Source organism: Intrasporangium chromatireducens Q5-1 (assembly GCF_000576575.1).
GTDB lineage: Bacteria > Actinomycetota > Actinomycetes > Actinomycetales > Dermatophilaceae > Intrasporangium_A > Intrasporangium_A chromatireducens.
This window is the reverse complement of record NZ_AWQS01000088.1, coordinates 1-15,812: the sequence shown is the minus strand read 5'-3', so window position 1 is coordinate 15,812 and position 15,812 is coordinate 1. Positions and strand designations below refer to the sequence as shown.

Sequence of the window (15,812 nt, the reverse complement as noted above, 5' to 3'; positions counted from 1 at the left end):
GGCCTCTCGACGGGTAGTGGCCTCTCGACGGATGGTGGACCCGCGACGGAGTAGGCGCGGACGGGCCGTCAGGCGTCGGCGGCGTTGCCGCGGCCGCGCCTGAGGTAGGCCAGACCGATCCCACCGAGGCCGAAACCGGCGACGCAGCACCACGGCCACCACGACCTGTCCCCGCTGTGCAGCGCCGGCACGAGCAGCACGACGACGAGGGCGACGAGCCAGCCCAGCATGCCCACCTGGACGATGCGGACCATCGGCACGTGGACGGGTGTCAGGTCCACGGCGTGGGAGGTCGCGCCGCTCGTCGCGGGCTCGTCGGTCGTCACGTGTCCAACCCTAGAGTGTCGCGTCATCGGCTCAGTACCACACCACTAGGGTGTCCGCCATGTCGACTGAAACGGCCACCCGCCCGGAGCGTTCGGGACTGGACTCCTTCTTCAAGATCAGCGAGCGCGGCTCGACCGTGGCCCGAGAGGTCCGGGGCGGATTCGTCACCTTCTTCACGATGGTCTACATCGTCGTGCTGAACCCGATCATCCTGTCGGGCATCCAGGACGGCTCCGGCAACTTCATCGGTGGCACGAGCGACCTGAACGAGAGCAAGCTGCTCGTCGCGGTCGGCACCGCTCTCGTCGCGGGCATCATGTCGATCCTGATGGGGCTGGTCGCGAACTTCCCCATCGCGCTCGCTGCGGGTCTCGGCATCAACGGCCTCATCGCGAGCATGGTCGTGGCGCACGCGGCCAACGAGAAGATCACCTTTGCCGACCTCATGGGCCTGGTCCTCATCGAGGGCCTCATCATCCTGGTCCTCGTCCTGACCGGCTTCCGCACCGCGGTGTTCCGCGCCATCCCGAAGCCGCTCAAGGTCTCGATCTCGGTCGGCATCGGCCTGTTCATCGCCTACATCGGCATCATCGACGCCGGGTTCGCCCGGCCGGCCATGAACGGCTCGGTCCCGAGCGAGCTCGGCATCGGCGGCAGCCTCGACGGGTGGCCGACGGTCGTCTTCGTCGTCGGCCTGCTGCTCATGGCCGTCCTCGTCATCCGCAAGGTCCGGGGCGGCATCCTCATCGGCATCGTCGCCGGCACGGTGCTGGCGATGCTCCTCGAGGCGATCTTCAAGATCGGCCCCCGGGTCTACCAGGACGGCAAGCTGACCAACCCGGAGGCCTGGGCGCTCAGCGTCCCGCACTGGCCGTCCAGCCCGACGAACACCCCCGACTTCGGGATCCTCGGCCAGTTCAGTCTGCTCGGGTCCTTCGAGAAGCTCGGCATCGTCACGGCCGGCATGTTCGTCTTCACCCTGCTGCTCGCCGACTTCTTCGACACGATGGGCACCATCGTCGCGATCGGGGCCGAGGCCGGTCTCCTCGACGAGGAGGGCAACCCGCCGAAGACCCAGCAGATCCTCGTCGTCGACTCGATCGCCGCGGCGGCCGGTGGCGCGGCCGGCGTCAGCAGCAACACGTCGTACGTCGAGTCGGCGTCCGGTGTCGGTGAGGGTGCTCGCACCGGCCTCGCCTCGATCGTCACGGGCGTGCTCTTCCTGCTCGCGACGTTCCTCGCGCCGGTCTTCGCCATCGTGCCCTCCGAGGCGGCCGCGCCGGCGCTCGTCATCGTCGGCTTCCTGATGATGCAGCAGGTGACCGGAATCGACTGGCGTGACATGGAGATCGCCATCCCGGCGTTCCTCACGATCATGCTGATGCCGTTCACCTACAACATCACCGTCGGCATGGGCGCCGGCTTCGTCGCGTGGGTCGTCATCAAGGTCGCCAAGGGCCACGCCCGCGCGATCCACCCGCTGCTGTGGGTCATCGCCGCCGCCTTCGTCATCTTCTTCGCCAAGGCGCCGATCGAGTCGCTCCTGCTGCGCTGAGCGCACACTCCCGGAAGGCCACGTCCCACGCGGACGTGGCCTTCCGCTGTTTCCGCCACCACCGCGGAGGTATGCCGCTCCGCTGAGCCGGCTCAGCGGCATACCGTCGCGTGGGGCCGGAGGCCCGGAATAGTTAGCAAGACTAATGAGTTATGCTAACGAGTTGTCCGGGTACGAGGTGGAGCGGTGATGAGCAAGCAGACGGTTGAGACAGTGAGCGGCCCCAAGGCGCTGACCCGCACGGAGCTCGCCCGGCTCGCGAACGACCTACGGCTGGCCTGCATGCGGATCTCGCGGCGAGTGCGGTACGAGTCGGACCTGCTCCTGCCGCCGCACCAGTTCTCGGTCCTGTCCCGGCTCGAGTCGGCGCCGAAGACCAACAGCGAGCTCGCCGAGATCGAGCGGGTCACTGCGCCGAGCATGAAGCGCACGACGAACGTCCTTGTCGAGGCCGGCTACGTCGCCCGCGCCGACGACCCGGAGGACGGCCGGCAGGTCATCCTGTCGCTGACGCCCGAGGGGCTCAAGACCCTCAAGCGGATCCGCCGCCACCGCGACGAGTGGATGCTGCAGCGGTTCGAGGGGCTCACCGAGGAGGAGCATGCGCTCCTCGCGTCCGTGCGTGACGTCCTGCTCAAGGTGGCGAGCGAGTGAGTCCGACCTTCCACTCCCTCGGGATCCGCAACTACCGGATCTACGCCATGGGCGGCATCGTGTCGAACATCGGCACGTGGATGGGCCGGGTCGCCCAGGACTGGCTCGTCCTGACGGTGCTCACCTCCGGCTCGGCGTCGGCGCTCGGCATCGTGACGGGGCTGCAGTTCCTGCCGTTCCTGCTCCTCGTGCCGTGGGCCGGCATGGTCGCCGACCGCGTCCCGAACCGTCGCCTGCTCTTCATGACGCAGTCGGCGCTGCTCGTCACCGCGCTGTTGCTCGCCGTCATCACGGCCCTCGGTGTCGTCCAGCTCTGGCACGTCTACGCCATCGCGCTCATCCAGGGTGTGGCGACCGCCTTCGACAACCCGGCGAGGCAGACCTTCGTCTCGGAGATGGTCGACCGCGACCACCTGGCCAACGCCGTCGCCCTCAACAGCGCTTCCTTCAACATCGGCCGCCTCGTCGGGCCTGGCGTCGCAGGCATCGTGATCGCCGTCGTCGGCATCGCCCCGGCGATGTTCGTCAACGCCGCGAGCTTCCTGTTCGTCCTCGCCGCCCTGGCCCGGATGAACGTCGCCGAGCTGACCCCGGCGCCGAAGTCGCGCGGCAAGGGGCAGATCCGCGAGGGCCTGCGCTACGTCCGGGGCCGGCCCGACATCCAGCTCGTCATGTTCCTCGTCTTCATCCTCGGCACCTTCGGGATGAACTTCCAGGTGACGATGGCGCTGATGGCGACGCAGGTGTTCCACAAGGGGCCGGGGGAGTACGGCCTGCTCGGGTCGATCATGGCGATCGGCTCGCTGTCCGGTGCCCTCATCGCGGCCCGGCGCAACCACCCCCGGCTGCGGATCCTGCTGCTCGCGCTCGTCGGCTTCACGGCGTCGACGCTGCTGCTGTCGCTGGCGCCCAGCTACTGGCTCTTCGCGGTGTTCCTCGTGCCGACCGGGCTCGCGTCGCTGACCGCTCTCACGACCGCGAACGCCACGGTGCAGCTCGCCGTCGACCCGGCGATGCGCGGGCGCGTCATGGCGCTCTACATGGCGATCTTCATGGGCGGCACGCCGCTCGGGTCGCCGCTCATCGGCTGGATCGGTGACGCCTTCGGGGCGCGCTGGACGATCGCGATCGGCACGATCATGGTCGGCCTGTCCCTGGTCGTCGTCGCGATCTGGACCGCTCGGACGCAGAATGTGGCCGTGAGCTTCCAGACCCAGGGCCGTCCCCGCCTCCGGATCGCCGTGAACCGACCGCCGTCCGGGATCCCGACCGAGCCCGAGGCGGTCAAGTGAACTTCAAGTTCCGGCACCGGATCACGGTCGCCGCGCTGATCCTCTTCATCGCGATCGCCTTCATCGCGGCCCTGGTCAACCGGCACTGACCGGTCGACCGAGCCCGCCCCCGTCGAGAGGCCACTTCCCGACGGGGCGCTAGGACGCAGCAACCTCTGCGGCCGGGTCGGCCGGCACGGGCGAGGCGTGCGCGGGCCGAGCTGTGGGCTCCCCGCGCAGCTGTCGCCGGGCGAGCAGGGCGAGCGGCGCCACAGCTGCCGAGGCGATCCCCAGCACGACGTACGCCTGACGGCCCCCGAGCCCGGCCACAAGAGCGCCGCCGAGCAGCAGCCCCAGCATCGAAGCGCCCCGGGCCGCGCCGCTGACGAGCGACATGACCCGGCCCCGGATGGCTTCCGGCGCTCGCAGCATCAGGACGGTCGAGATGAGCACGTTGAGCACCCCGACGGCGATCCCGAAGGCGAAGTAGGCGGGCACGAGCGCCGCGACGGACCTGACGGTCCCGACATACGCGAGCACGGCGCCGACGGCGAGCATCGTCACGACGGCACCGCTCAGGCGACCGGCCTGGGTGCGGATCCGGCCGGCCAGGGTGGGCCCGAGGATCGAGCCGGCGGCGAAGTACGACCCGACGAGACCGTAGGCCGTCCCGTCGGCGCCGAGGTCCTGCACGATGAGGATCGGCTCGGCCACGTTGCTCGCCTCGGCGGTCGTGACGAAGAGGAGCAGTGACAGCAGGAAGAGCGCGATCACCCGGTCGGCGAGCACGGCCCGTGTGCCGCCGCACGGCCCCGTGGCACCGGCCGGCCCCCGCTCCTGCGCGACGGCCCGTCGCGTGCTGACGAGCAGTGCCGCCACGACGAGCAGGGCGAAGGATGCCGTGTCGATGCTCATCGTCCAGTGCGGCCCGATCCGGTCATAGAGCGTGCCGCCCACGGCAAAGCCGACGAGGCCGGCCACCGCTCCCAGCGTCTGGCTCATTGCGATGGCGGTCGCGACGCGGGACTCGCCGACGATCCGGGGGATGAGTGCCAGCCAGGTCGGTCCGGTGACGACCTGGCCGCACTGGAGCAGGACGACGAACCCGAGCTGAGCGGCATACGACGGGCTCCAGACCAATCCGGCGGATGCGAGGACCTGCAGCAGTCCGCCCGAGACGAGGAGGGTCCGGGAGTCGCGGCTGTCGACGAGCCGCCCGGCGGGCGCCGCGAGGAGGAGCAGTGGTGCGGCGAAGGCGGCGAGGATGCCGGTCACGTGCGACGCCGAGCGGGACTCGGCCGCGTCGAGCATGAGGACCGAGACCGCGACGGTGTCGCCGAGCAGGGAGAGGGCGCGCGCGGGCAGCGCGATGCGCATGTCCCGCAGGGACCAGACGTCACGCCAACGGATCGGCTCGGAATCGTGAAGGGATCGCTTCATGACTGTGAAGCATATGCTTCAGGCATACCTGAAGGCAATGCTTCAGGTCAGCATCGCCCGCCGTATGCTGCTCACATGGCTCGACCGCAGCCCCTGACCCTTCGTGAACCGGCCGCTCTCAAGGCGCTGGCGCATCCCGTGCGCCAGGACCTCATCGCCCTGCTCGACGACAACACGGTGGTGACCGCCACCGCCGCGAGTGAGCGGGTCGGGATGTCCCCATCGGCGGTGAGCCACCATCTGCGGCTCCTCGAGAAGTACGGCATTGTCGAGCGGGTCGAGGCCTCGGAGGATGCCCGCGAGCGTCCGTGGCGGCTGCGGCCGGGAGGGCTCAACCTCAGCCCCGCCGCTGGCGACCGGTCCGGTCAGGCCGCCGTCATGGTTCTCGTGCGGCGCCAGGTCGACCGCCAGCTGGAGCGGATGGAGCGGCTGCTCCGGGCCGACGAGGAGGGCGAGGTCGAGGAGGCCGACGAGGGGACGCTCGGTTTTGCCTTCACCCGCGCCCGCCTGAGCCGCGACGAGGCGCGCGAGCTGGTCCACCGGATCGAGGTCATACTCGAGGAGCTGCGCGCGCGACGAGCAGAGCCCTCGCGGAGTGAGGACGAGCTCGAGTACTCCCTGGCGGCATCGGTGCTGCCGACGGACCCCGAGGAGTTCGTCCGCACGGTGCAGCGCGAGCGGTCGTCACCCCGGTAGCGAACCGTCGGCGACGGGCTCGCCCGCTGCGACTCGGGTGCCCGCGGCATGCGCGGCGGCCGACAGCAGTCGGCCACGACGCCGGGCCCCGGGAGGGATAGGGCCGACGTCGTGGCCGAAGTGTGAACGAACGAGGCGTCAGGAGAGTTGCGACACCACGTGCTCGATGCACTGCGTCAGCTTCGTGACGTCCTCGGGCTCGACGGCCGGGAACATCGCGACGCGCAGCTGGTTGCGGCCGAGCTTGCGGTAGGGCTCGACGTCGACAACCCCGTTGGCGCGCAGCACCGTGGCGACGGCGGCGGCGTCGACCGTGTCGTCGAAGTCGATCGTGCCGACCACCTGCGAGCGGGCCGCAGGGTCAGCGACATACGGCGTCGTGAAGGACGTCTTCTCGGCCCACGCGTAGAGGCGGCTGGACGAGTCCTTCGTGCGCGAGGTCGCCCAGTCGAGACGGCCGTTGCCGTTCAGCCACTCGAGCTGGTTGGCCAGCATGGCGAGGGTTGCGACAGCCGGGGTGTTGTAGGTCTGGTTCTTGCGGCTGTTGTCGATCGCGGTCGGCAGGTCGAAGAAGTCCGGCACCCAGCGGTCGGTCGCGGCGATCTCGTCGACCCGGGCGAGCGCCGCGGGGGAGAAGAGCGCGAGCCAGAGGCCGCCGTCGGAGGCGAAGGACTTCTGCGGCGCGAAGTAGTAGACGTCGGTCTCGCGGACGTCGACGGGCAGGCCGCCGGCGCCGGAGGTGGCGTCGATGAGCACGAGCGCGCCGTCGTCGGCGCCCTCGACCCGCTTGACCGGGGCCATGACACCGGTCGAGGTCTCGTTGTGCGGCCACGCGTAGGCGTCGACGCCCGCCTCGGCCTTCGGCTCCGCGAGGGTGCCCGGTGCGGCCTCGATGATGGTGGACTCGCCGAGGAACGGCGCCTTGCTCGTCACCTTGCCGAACTTGCTCGAGAACTCGCCGAACGACAGGTGCTGGGCGCGGTCACGGACGAGGCCGAAGGCGGCGATGTCCCAGAACGCGGTCGACCCGCCGTTGCCGAGGATGACCTCGTAGCCGTCGGGCAGGTTGAACAGGGACGCCAGTCCCTCGCGGACGGCGCCGACGAGGTTCTTCACCGGGGCCTGGCGGTGCGAGGTGCCGAGCACCGTGCGGGCGATGGAGGAGAGGTACTCGACCTGCTCGGGGCGGACCTTGCTCGGTCCCGACCCGAAACGGCCGTCGCTCGGCAGGAGGTCCTGGGGGATGGTCACGGCAGGTGCATCGGTCACGTTGTTGCCTTCGCTGCAGGGGATGCGGGGAGCGACGCCGTTGTCAGTGCTCCCCATTGAAGCGCAGATCCCCGCTGGCGAAACCCCTCGATCATCGTGTGGACGCTCACAGTCCCGCCGGTGCCGGTGCCGGTGCCGGTGCCGTGGTCGCCCGCACCCACGAATCGCGCCGGACGCGCACCAGGAGTGGCACGCGACACTCCTGCCCCAACCGACTGCGCGGCGGGTCGACAGCCGATAGGTTTCGCTCACCCGATTGGCCCCGTTTTCGTGTGAGAGGTCCGTTATGCGCTCGAAAGCCCTCCTGACCGCAGTCGGACTGGCCGTCGCGGCCCTGCTCGTGCCGACGGCCGTCGCCACCGCGCCCACGGTGGTCGCCGCCACGGCGGCGAGCGCCACCACCCCCAAGACCGCTCACTTCACCGTCAACCTGCGCGGGTCCTACGCCGCCGCGAAGGCCGCCGGCTTCAACGTCTTCGACGTTGCCGGCTCGACGTCGAACCCGGCCGGGGTGCGGTCCAAGCTCAACGCGCTCCCGAAGGGCAGCAAGGCCATGGTGTGGGTGGGCAACCTGGGCAAGGCCGCCGGCAAGCAGGGCTTCACTCGCGCGCAGTTCAAGGCCCAGGTCAATGCCCTCGCGCGCGACCCACGCGTCTACGGCTACTTCATCGCGGACGAGCCGCACCCGACCCGGTATCCCTCGGTCGTGGCCGAGATCCGGGCCCGGGCCGACTACATCCGTGCGGTCGCGCCGGCGCAGAAGTCGTTCATCGTCGTGCTCGACGGGTCGAACTACTGCGGCAAGCGCCTCGGCTGCGAGTACGCGGCGCTGGCCCCGGCGAAGACGCACGTCGACATCGTGGGGGTCGACTCCTACCCGTGCAGCACCCGGGCCGGGTGCAAGTTCGGGAAGATCACCGAGCGGGTCAACACGGCCGTGCGGGCCGGGATCCCGCGGAACAAGATCGCCCCCGTCTACCAGACCTTCGGGCAGGCCGGCGGCTACTACCGGATGCCGACCGCGGCCGAGCTGAAGACCATGCTCGCCACGTGGCGCGCCAACGTCCCGTCCCCGCCGCTCGACTACGCCTACTCGTGGGGGACGCAGTCCTCCGCGCCGCAGGCCCTGGTCAACTACCCCGCCCAGCAGCTCGTCGTGAAGGCCCACAACGCGCGCTGAGCCGTCGAGACGGCGTCGGTATGCCGCTCAGCTGGCTCAGCGGCATACCGTCACCCCGCCCTGACAGACTCTGGGGCATGGTGCAGATCCCCGACCAGCGGCCCTTCCCCGACGCTGTCTTCGACGGGCAGGACCTCGACCTCGACGGCTACCGCTTCGAGGCGACGGACTTCACCGGCGCCCACGCCGAGGGGCGCACGTTCCTCGAGTGCACTCTCGTCGGCTGCGACCTGACCGAGTCGGTGCTGCACAGCTCGCGCTGGTCGGAGTGCGTGTGGGAGCGGGTCGTCGGGGCCGGGGTCTCCCTCGCGGAGGCGACCCTGCAGGACGTCCGCATCGAGCAGAGCCGGCTCGGCGCCGTGTCCGCGTGGGGGTCGCACTGGCGGGGCGTCACCGTCAAGGGCGGCAAGATCGACTTCCTCAACCTGCGAGGAGCGACGCTGAAGAACGTCACGTTCGAGGACTGCACCGTCATCGAGCTCGACCTGCAGGAGGCGACCGTCGAGACGGTCCGCTTCGCCGGGTGCCGCCTGGTCGAGCCGCAGTTCGGCCGGGGGCGCTACAAGGGCCTCGACCTCAGCGGTGCGGAGCTGGTGTCCCCGCGGGGCGTGGCAGGGCTGCGCGGCGCTCGGGTCAGTCGGCTCCAGCTGCTCGATCTGGGGCCAGTGCTCGCCGCCGAAGCCGGCATCGACGTCGCCGACTGAGGCGCGGCCACCGAGGGCCACCCGGGCGCCGCTCGGCCCGGCAGGCTCAGCGGGCGCGGCGCAGCGCGGTCGCGGCGTGGTCCTTGAGCCGGTCCTTCGGCGAGAGCCGCTCGTCGGTGCGGACCCGCTTGGTGAGGTCGGCGCCGCGGATGAGGTCGGGCAGCGGCACGTCGGTCATCGGGTGGACGGTGACGGCCGTGTCACCGGTGAAGACGACCCAGTAGGCACGGTCCCCGCGATAGACCTTGAGGATGCTGCCGTCGGACACCGTGCGGGCGTGGGCGTGGGCGGCTCGCCGGGCCTGCTCGCTCGCGATGACCTTCTGCGCCGCCTCCTTCGCGGGCTCGCGCAGCGCCTTGCCCGCGACCCAGAGCTGCGGGCCGTACTTCGCGCCGAGGACGACCGCGCCCTTGACCAGCCTGCGCCTGCCTGCCATCCGTCTCCTCCTGGCTCTGCCCGTCGCTCGTCACCCTAGTCTGTGCCCATGACGGAAGGTGATGTGCAAGCCGTGCCCCGGGTGGACTACATCGGCCACGGTCTCGACGAGTCGGAGCTCGCCCCGTCGCCCTACCTCCAGGCGCGGGCCTGGATCGACGAGGCGATCGAGCGGGCGAAGAGCAGCAACGTGCTCGCCGAACCGACCGCCATCAGCGTCGCGACCGTCGACGCGTCCGGCCAGCCGAACGTCCGGACCGTCCTGATGCGGTTCTTCGACGAGCGGGGCCCGGGCTTCGTGACCAACCTCGAGTCGGCCAAGAGCGAGGAAATCCGCGTGAACCCGCGGGTCGCGGCGGCCCTGACCTGGCCCTGGCTCTACCGCGCGATCCGCTTCCGGGGTCGCGCCGAGCCGCTCGACCGCGAGGAGGTGCACGCCTACTTCGACCACCGACCGTATGGCGCTCGCCTCTCCGCGTGGGCTTCGCAGCAGTCGCGGCCGGCGTCGGGCCGGGCCGAGCTGGAGCGGCGCTGGGCCGAGGCGCAGGACCGGTTCCCCGACACCGGCGACCCGGAGGACGTGCCGGTGCCCGACTTCTGGGGCGGGTGGCGGGTCCGCTGCGACGAGGTCGAGTTCTGGGCCGGCCGGGCCAACCGCCTGCACGACCGCATCGTCTTCACCCGCGTCGGCGAGGGGTCCCTGGCGGACCCCGACGCGTGGCAGGTGAGCCGGCGCCAGCCCTGAGCCCGGTGCCCCGGGCCGGCGGGAAAAGGAGAAGCGGGACGACCGCCGGTCGTCCCGCTCCCTCTGTCCTTGGTGTCGGTGGGGACCCGACTATCGGGCAGCCACCTCACACGTTCCGGAAGAAATCACTTCTCGGATCACCTCCCTTCTTTGCTCTTGGTCTCGACGCTACGTCGGCGGGGGAGCGAGGGCAAGCAATTTGTCCGGAGTCCTCGGCGGCGATCGCGGACACCCGCGCCGCGGGCCCACCCCGCTGGCCTACGCTCGCGGGGTGACCGAGCCCGCCCCAACGGATGGGAAGTTGCTGCGCACGATCGCGGTGGCGGCATACGGTCCGACCCTGCTCGGCTCGACGGGAGCCGGCGCCGTGGCCCCGATCATCGCGCTGTCCGCACGTGAGCACGGCGCCTCGCTCGGGGTCGCGGCGCTGCTCGTCGCGACGATGGGTGTCGGGCAGCTGCTCGGCGACCTGCCCTCGGGGGCGCTCGCCGCCCGGATCGGGGAGCGGAGGGCGCTGCTCGTCGCCGCCGTGGTCGAGGGCGTCGGGATGCTGCTCTGCCTGCTCTCCCGAGGCTTGGTCCTGCTCTTCGCCGGCATCCTCGTCATCGGGCTCGCCGGCGCACTGTACGGGCTGGCGCGGCAGGCGTACCTGACCGACGCGGTGCCGATCCGGATGCGTGCCCGTGCCCTTTCGACGCTGGGCGGTGTGCACCGCATCGGCTACTTCATCGGGCCGTTCCTCGGCTCGGTCGTCGTCGCGCACTGGGGCACGAACGCGGCCTACGGCGTGGGCGTCGGCGCGTCCGTCGCGGCGTTCGTCCTCGTGCTCGTCGCGAAGGACATCACCCGGCCGACGGACCGCGCCGCCGTCAGCGCGCACCGCACGGTGCTGTCGGTCCTGCTCGAGCACCGGTTCGTCCTGCTGACCCTCGGCACGGGGGTCCTGTGCGTGGCGGGCGCCCGAGCGGTGCGCGAGGCACTCGTGCCGCTGTGGGCCGAGTCGGTGGGCCTGTCCCCGTCGCAGACGAGCCTTGTCTTCGGCATCGCAGGGGCCGCCGACATGCTGCTCTTCTATCCGTCCGGATGGGTCATGGACCGCTTCGGCCGGGTCGCGGTGGCCGTGCCGAGCATGGTCATCCTCGGGCTCGGCATGGCGGCGCTGCCCCTGTCGACCTCGCTCCTCGCCGTCACGCTCGTCGCGACGGTGCTCGGGATCGGCAACGGCATCGGGTCGGGGCTGATCATGACGCTGGGTGCCGACGCCTCCCCCCGCGAGGGTCGCGCGCAGTTCCTCGGGGGGTGGCGCCTCTGCGCCGACGTGGGCCGGGCCGCCGGCCCCCTCGCCCTGTCGGGTCTGACCGCAGCGGTGACCCTCGGGGCGTCGGCCGTCGTGCTCGGGGTCGGCGCGCTGGCGGGGGCCGTCTGGCTGCGCATCTGGGTGCCGCGCCACGATCCGACCCGGGCGCGGCGGGTCAAACGCCCGCCAGCCGGAGCGCCCCTCGAACTCTGAGAGGGTAGGAGCGTGACCGACCTGATCGACACCACCGAGATGTACCTCCGCACGATCTACGAGCTCGAGGAGGAGGGCATCGTCCCCCTGCGTGCGCGCATCGCGGAGCGGCTCGGTCACTCCGGCCCGACGGTGTCCCAGACCGTCGCCCGGATGGAGCGCGACGGTCTCGTCCGGGTGACCGGTGACCGCCACCTCGAGCTGTCGGCCGAGGGTCGGCTGCGTGCCGTCCGCGTCATGCGCAAGCACCGGCTCGCCGAGCGGCTCCTCGTCGACGTCATCGGCCTGGAGTGGGAGTACGCCCACGATGAGGCGTGCCGGTGGGAGCACGTCATGTCCGAGCAGGTCGAGCGCAAGATCCTCGGCCTCATCGGGGGAGGGCTCGAGTCGCCCTACGGCAACCCCATCCCGGGGCTCGAGGAGCTCGGCGTCGAGGGTGGCGGGGACTTCCGGCAGGGCCTCGTGACGCTGCCGGAGGCACTGTCCGGCGCGCCGCAGCAGACGCCCGCCGTCGTGACGATCCGGCGGATCGGCGAGCCGGTCCAGGTCGACCCCGAGGCCCTCGGCCTGCTGACGAGCGCCGGTGTCGTCCCCGGCGCCCGCGTGGAGCTGCGCCGCGAGGAGGGCCGCATCGCCGTCGTCCCGACGGGCGCGGACCCCGCCGGCGGGGTCTCCCTGCCGGATGAGATCGCCGCCCACGTCTTCAGCGAGCCCGCGGGATCTTGACGGTTCCTTGACCATTGCGTGAGACCGTCCACAACTCGCCGTGACCTCGACGTGACATTTGCTCCGGTGTTCCGATACCTTGAGCGGGCTCGCTCGGGTGTCGGGGGAGCGCCCCTGGTCGGCTCGCCCAATCCTGCCGCCGGCCCGAGGCTCGAAGACTGTGCATGGCAGGAGCGGGGGAACCACGTTTCCCGGGCGTCGTGAGACGCCCTAGGGGTGAAGTCCTCGAGCGCGACCACGGCCGCGAACGGGGGCCGGGCAAGTACCTCCCAGCCCGAACCCGACAGCTCACTCCGCAGGCGTATGGAGAGGTACTCGTGGCTCAGAACGCAACCGGACGTCACCGCGCCCCAGGTCGATACAACCCCCTCGCAGAGCTCAAGGTCATTGCCAAGGAGTCGGCGCAGCCGGCCGTCAAGGGTGCCGCCATCGTCGCGGCCTCCGGCGGCCTCATCGCAACGGTGGCCAATCCGGCCAGCGCCAGCGACGCCAAGCCTCCGGCCGTGGCCGCCGACGCGGTCGTGAACGCCGCTGTCGCGGGCGCCCCCGCCGCCGTCGGGCCGGACGCCGCGGTGACCGAGGCCAGCAACGCCCTCATGACCATCGGCTTCAAGCCGGCCGCCGCCCCCAAGGCCAAGCCCCTCGTCATCGAGGACCTGGTCGTCAAGCAGGAGCGGGCCGAGGCCGCAGCCAAGGCCGAGGAGGCCCGTCAGCAGGCTGCCGAGCGCGCTGCGGCCGCTCGCACCCAGCAGGCGGCGTCGCGGTCCAGCGACCGCACCGCCCTCACGGCCGCGAGCGCCCCGACGTCCAAGCCGGCGAGCAACCCGGCTCCGGCCGCCTCGGGCATCGTCGGGATCGCCCAGTCGATGTTCGGCGTCCCCTACGCCTACGGTGGCACGAGCCCGAGCGGCTTCGACTGCTCCGGCTTCACCTCGTGGGTCTACCGGCAAGCCGGGATCTCGATCCCGCGCACCGCCTCGGCGCAACAGTCGGCGGCCACCCGCGTCTCCTCGCCGCAGCCCGGCGACCTCGTCTTCTTCGGCTACCCGGCCTACCACGTGGGCATCTACGTCAGCCCGGGCCGGATGATCGACGCGCAGCGTCCCGGCACGACTGTCGGCAACCACTCGATCTGGACCACCCCGTCCGGTTACGGCCGCATGGGCCGCTGACCCCGCCTGACCTCCCGCGCTGGCCGCGAGGAGAGCCAGGTGCCGCGACGCCTCTTCGTGTGGCCCCCACCGCTCGGCCGGTGGGGGCCACCGGCATGTCCGGGTCTTCGCGGGCGGTGCCGCGGGCGGCTTCCGCTCGCTAGGCCCCCGCCGGGGGCTGCCCGTCGTGGTTGACTGACATGGTGACTGACCAGCCTGCCGCCGAATCCACGACGACGATCACGCTGGACCTCTGGCTCGACGTCGTCTGCCCCTGGTGCTACATCGCCAAACGTCGGGTCCAGGCCGCGATCGGGCTCTTCGAGCGACCCCACGACGTGAGCCTGGTGATGCGGTCCTGGGAGCTGCACCCCGACCTCGCACGGGGAGTGGGCGGACCGGTCGACCACGACGCCCGCGTGCCGGGAGAGTCGGTCGCCCCCGGCGAGCAGCGCGTGCGGGTCGAGGAGGCGGCGGTCGACCACGAGATCCGCTTCGAGTGGAGCCACGCGGTCCGCGCCAACACCTTCGACGCCCACCGGCTGTGCGCCCTGGCCCTCGAGCTCGGGGGACCGGCGCTGCAGTCCGCCATGGTCGAGCGGTGCTTCGCCGCGCACTTCACCGAGGGCCTGGCCCTCGATGACCACGACGTGCTCCAGCGGATCTCCGCGGAGGCGGGTCTCGACGAGCGGCGGGTCGCCGCCGTGCTCGCGAGCGAGGAGTACGCCGCCAACGTCCGAGCCGACGAGGAGGCCGGGCGCCGCTTCGGTGCGACGCGAATCCCGTTCCTGCTCGCCAACCGCACGGCGACGTTCACCGACCTCGGCAGCGTCGAGGACTACCTCGCGGTGCTGCGCGACGTCGTGACCGAGAAGGCCTGAGGCCTGACCTCGGCGACGCCGACAGCCGCGGGGGGCAGGTCGAGCGTCGACGGGCGAGCGTCGAGGTGGACGCCGACGATCATGCACCGCACCGACCCGCCGGCGAGCTCGATGGTCGGCACGTCGAGCGGCAGGATCCGGCAGCTCGCCTCGATCGCCTCGCGCTGCTCCGGCCGCAGGCTGGCCAGACCCCGGCTCGAGATCGCCAGCACCCGTCCGGTCGGGGAGCGCAGCTCGATGGCGTTCCCGGCGAAGGCGCACACCTGCTCGTAGGTCAGGTCGATGACCGCACGGCCGTACTGTCCGAGCCGCTCCGCGACCTCGACCCGGCGCTGCGGGGACGCTATAAGGTCGAGGCCGATGAGGGCGAACTCCGTCGCCACGCACATCATGACGTTCGTGTGGTAGATCGGCACCCCGGTCGGGTCCACCGCGTCGAAGACCATCGGCTCATAGCCGAAGGCCGTGCAGAACCGTTCGAGCGCAATGGGATCCGCCCGGCGGGACCGGGCGACGTAGGCGATGCGCGAGGCGTGGTCGAGGACCATCGCCCCGGTGCCCTCCAGGAAGACGCCGTCCGGTTCGAGGCCCGAAGAGTCGATGACGTCCTGGACGCGATAGCTGCGCTTCAGCGACTCGATGACGTCCCAGCGCCGTTCGGCGCGCCGGTTCTCGGCGTACATCGGGTGGATCGCGATCCGCCCGCCGGCGTGCGTCGAGAGCCAGTTGTTCGGGAACACGCTGTCCGGTCGCGTCGGGTCGTCGTCGTCGAATAGGTGGACGCGGATGCCCTCCGCCTCGAGTGCCGCCGCGACGCGCGTGACTTCCTCGTATGCCGCTGAGCTGAGTGCCGCTGTCCCCGCGGCGGCCGGGTGGCCGGCCACCTGAAAGACGTTGTCGTCGGCGGTCTGCGGGTTGGGGGTGAAGTGCCGGGGGCGGATGAGCAGTACCGCCCCCGGTGCCTGGGGCGACATGGTCAGCCGACCGGGAGCGGGGACATGACGAGGCCGAAGAGGTCCTTGGGGTCCTCGGGGGCGGCGACGAGGTCGATGGTGTCGAAGAAGTCGCTCCCGTCGACCGTGTCCCGGAGGTAGCGCAGCGCGGAGAAGTCCTCGATGGCGAAACCGACGGAGTCGAACAGGGTGATCTGCTCGGCCGAGGAGCGGCCGGGCCGCCGCCCGGCGACGACCTCCCAGAGCTCGGTGACGGGGAAGTCGGCCGCCTGGTGCTGGATCTCGCCCTCGATGCGGGTCTGCGGGGTGAACTCG

At 71.1% G+C, this 15,812-nt stretch carries 16 protein-coding genes, 1 pseudogene and 1 riboswitch; of the genes and pseudogenes, 11 read left to right on the top strand and 6 right to left on the bottom strand.

The features are described 5' to 3' along the window. Positions 1-68 precede the first annotated feature (68 nt). Positions 69-326, bottom strand: a complete 258-nt coding sequence (locus N864_RS11730; RefSeq protein ID WP_240474301.1) for a DUF2530 domain-containing protein — start codon at positions 324-326, stop codon at positions 69-71. A gap of 59 nt (positions 327-385) precedes the next feature. Here N864_RS11730 and N864_RS11725 point away from each other — a divergent pair, with 59 nt between their 5' ends. The 3 genes from N864_RS11725 (at position 386) to N864_RS11715 (ending at position 3,828) form a co-directional block, all read left to right on the top strand. Beyond that, positions 386-1,882 (top strand): NCS2 family permease, encoded by a 1,497-nt coding sequence (locus N864_RS11725; protein WP_034716828.1) that lies wholly within the window; start codon positions 386-388, stop codon positions 1,880-1,882. A gap of 189 nt (positions 1,883-2,071) precedes the next feature. Continuing rightward, entirely contained in the window at positions 2,072-2,536 is a 465-nt protein-coding gene (locus N864_RS11720; protein ID WP_051518490.1) for a MarR family winged helix-turn-helix transcriptional regulator, read from the top strand. Beyond that, positions 2,533-3,828 (top strand): MFS transporter, encoded by a 1,296-nt coding sequence (locus N864_RS11715; RefSeq protein ID WP_034716825.1) that lies wholly within the window; start codon positions 2,533-2,535, stop codon positions 3,826-3,828. The genes N864_RS11720 and N864_RS11715 overlap by 4 nt, the downstream gene beginning before the upstream one ends. Before the next feature lie 138 nt (positions 3,829-3,966). On the opposite strand, the gene N864_RS11710 is transcribed toward N864_RS11715, so the two are convergent. Beyond that, complete coding sequence (locus N864_RS11710) at positions 3,967-5,247, bottom strand: MFS transporter (protein WP_034716823.1); 1,281 nt, start codon at positions 5,245-5,247, stop codon at positions 3,967-3,969. A 75-nt stretch (positions 5,248-5,322) separates the two neighbouring features. Between N864_RS11710 and N864_RS23660 the strand changes: the two genes are divergently transcribed. Continuing rightward, positions 5,323-5,943 carry an ArsR/SmtB family transcription factor gene (locus N864_RS23660; RefSeq protein WP_051518489.1) on the top strand — a complete coding sequence of 207 codons (621 nt, stop codon included), beginning with the start codon at positions 5,323-5,325 and terminating at the stop codon, positions 5,941-5,943. 138 nt (positions 5,944-6,081) lie between these two features. On the opposite strand, the gene serC is transcribed toward N864_RS23660, so the two are convergent. Further along, positions 6,082-7,212 carry a phosphoserine transaminase gene (gene serC, locus N864_RS11700; protein WP_034716836.1) on the bottom strand — a complete coding sequence of 377 codons (1,131 nt, stop codon included), beginning with the start codon at positions 7,210-7,212 and terminating at the stop codon, positions 6,082-6,084. 286 nt (positions 7,213-7,498) lie between these two features. Here serC and N864_RS11695 point away from each other — a divergent pair, with 286 nt between their 5' ends. Next, a complete protein-coding gene (locus N864_RS11695) occupies positions 7,499-8,392 on the top strand; it encodes a hypothetical protein (RefSeq protein ID WP_034716822.1) in 894 nt (297 codons plus the stop codon). 77 nt (positions 8,393-8,469) lie between these two features. Beyond that, positions 8,470-9,096: a pentapeptide repeat-containing protein gene (locus N864_RS11690; protein WP_034716819.1), complete on the top strand. Its 627-nt coding sequence runs from the start codon at positions 8,470-8,472 to the stop codon at positions 9,094-9,096. Between the two features lie 46 nt (positions 9,097-9,142). Here the strand turns inward: N864_RS11690 and N864_RS11685 are convergent, their stop codons facing one another. Continuing rightward, positions 9,143-9,532 carry a hypothetical protein gene (locus N864_RS11685; protein ID WP_034716815.1) on the bottom strand — a complete coding sequence of 130 codons (390 nt, stop codon included), beginning with the start codon at positions 9,530-9,532 and terminating at the stop codon, positions 9,143-9,145. A gap of 48 nt (positions 9,533-9,580) precedes the next feature. Here N864_RS11685 and pdxH point away from each other — a divergent pair, with 48 nt between their 5' ends. The 5 genes from pdxH to N864_RS11660 all read left to right on the top strand — a co-directional run bounded on the left by pdxH (position 9,581) and on the right by N864_RS11660 (position 14,544). After that, the gene (gene pdxH / locus N864_RS11680) at positions 9,581-10,276 is read left to right on the top strand and encodes a pyridoxamine 5'-phosphate oxidase (protein ID WP_034716812.1); all 696 of its coding nucleotides are present in this window, start codon (positions 9,581-9,583) and stop codon (positions 10,274-10,276) included. Positions 10,277-10,547: 271 nt separating this feature from the next. Further along, the gene (locus N864_RS11675; protein ID WP_034716834.1) at positions 10,548-11,786 is read left to right on the top strand and encodes an MFS transporter; all 1,239 of its coding nucleotides are present in this window, start codon (positions 10,548-10,550) and stop codon (positions 11,784-11,786) included. 12 nt (positions 11,787-11,798) lie between these two features. Beyond that, entirely contained in the window at positions 11,799-12,512 is a 714-nt protein-coding gene (locus N864_RS11670) for an iron-dependent transcriptional repressor DtxR (protein ID WP_034716809.1), read from the top strand. A gap of 127 nt (positions 12,513-12,639) precedes the next feature. After that, positions 12,640-12,828: riboswitch (cyclic di-AMP (ydaO/yuaA leader) on the top strand. Between the two features lies 1 nt (position 12,829). After that, entirely contained in the window at positions 12,830-13,684 is an 855-nt protein-coding gene (locus N864_RS11665) for a C40 family peptidase (RefSeq protein ID WP_034716807.1), read from the top strand. 182 nt (positions 13,685-13,866) lie between these two features. Further along, the gene (locus N864_RS11660) at positions 13,867-14,544 is read left to right on the top strand and encodes a DsbA family oxidoreductase (RefSeq protein WP_034716832.1); all 678 of its coding nucleotides are present in this window, start codon (positions 13,867-13,869) and stop codon (positions 14,542-14,544) included. Here the strand turns inward: N864_RS11660 and ctlX are convergent. Together ctlX and N864_RS11650 are read right to left on the bottom strand one after the other, a co-directional pair. Then, on the bottom strand, positions 14,502-15,518 hold the full coding sequence (ctlX, locus tag N864_RS11655) for a citrulline utilization hydrolase CtlX (protein WP_081793738.1): 1,017 nt from the start codon (positions 15,516-15,518) through the stop codon (positions 14,502-14,504). The genes N864_RS11660 and ctlX overlap by 43 nt on opposite strands. Before the next feature lie 2 nt (positions 15,519-15,520). Beyond that, a pseudogene (locus N864_RS11650) lies at positions 15,521-15,812 on the bottom strand (ornithine cyclodeaminase); the annotation flags it as partial.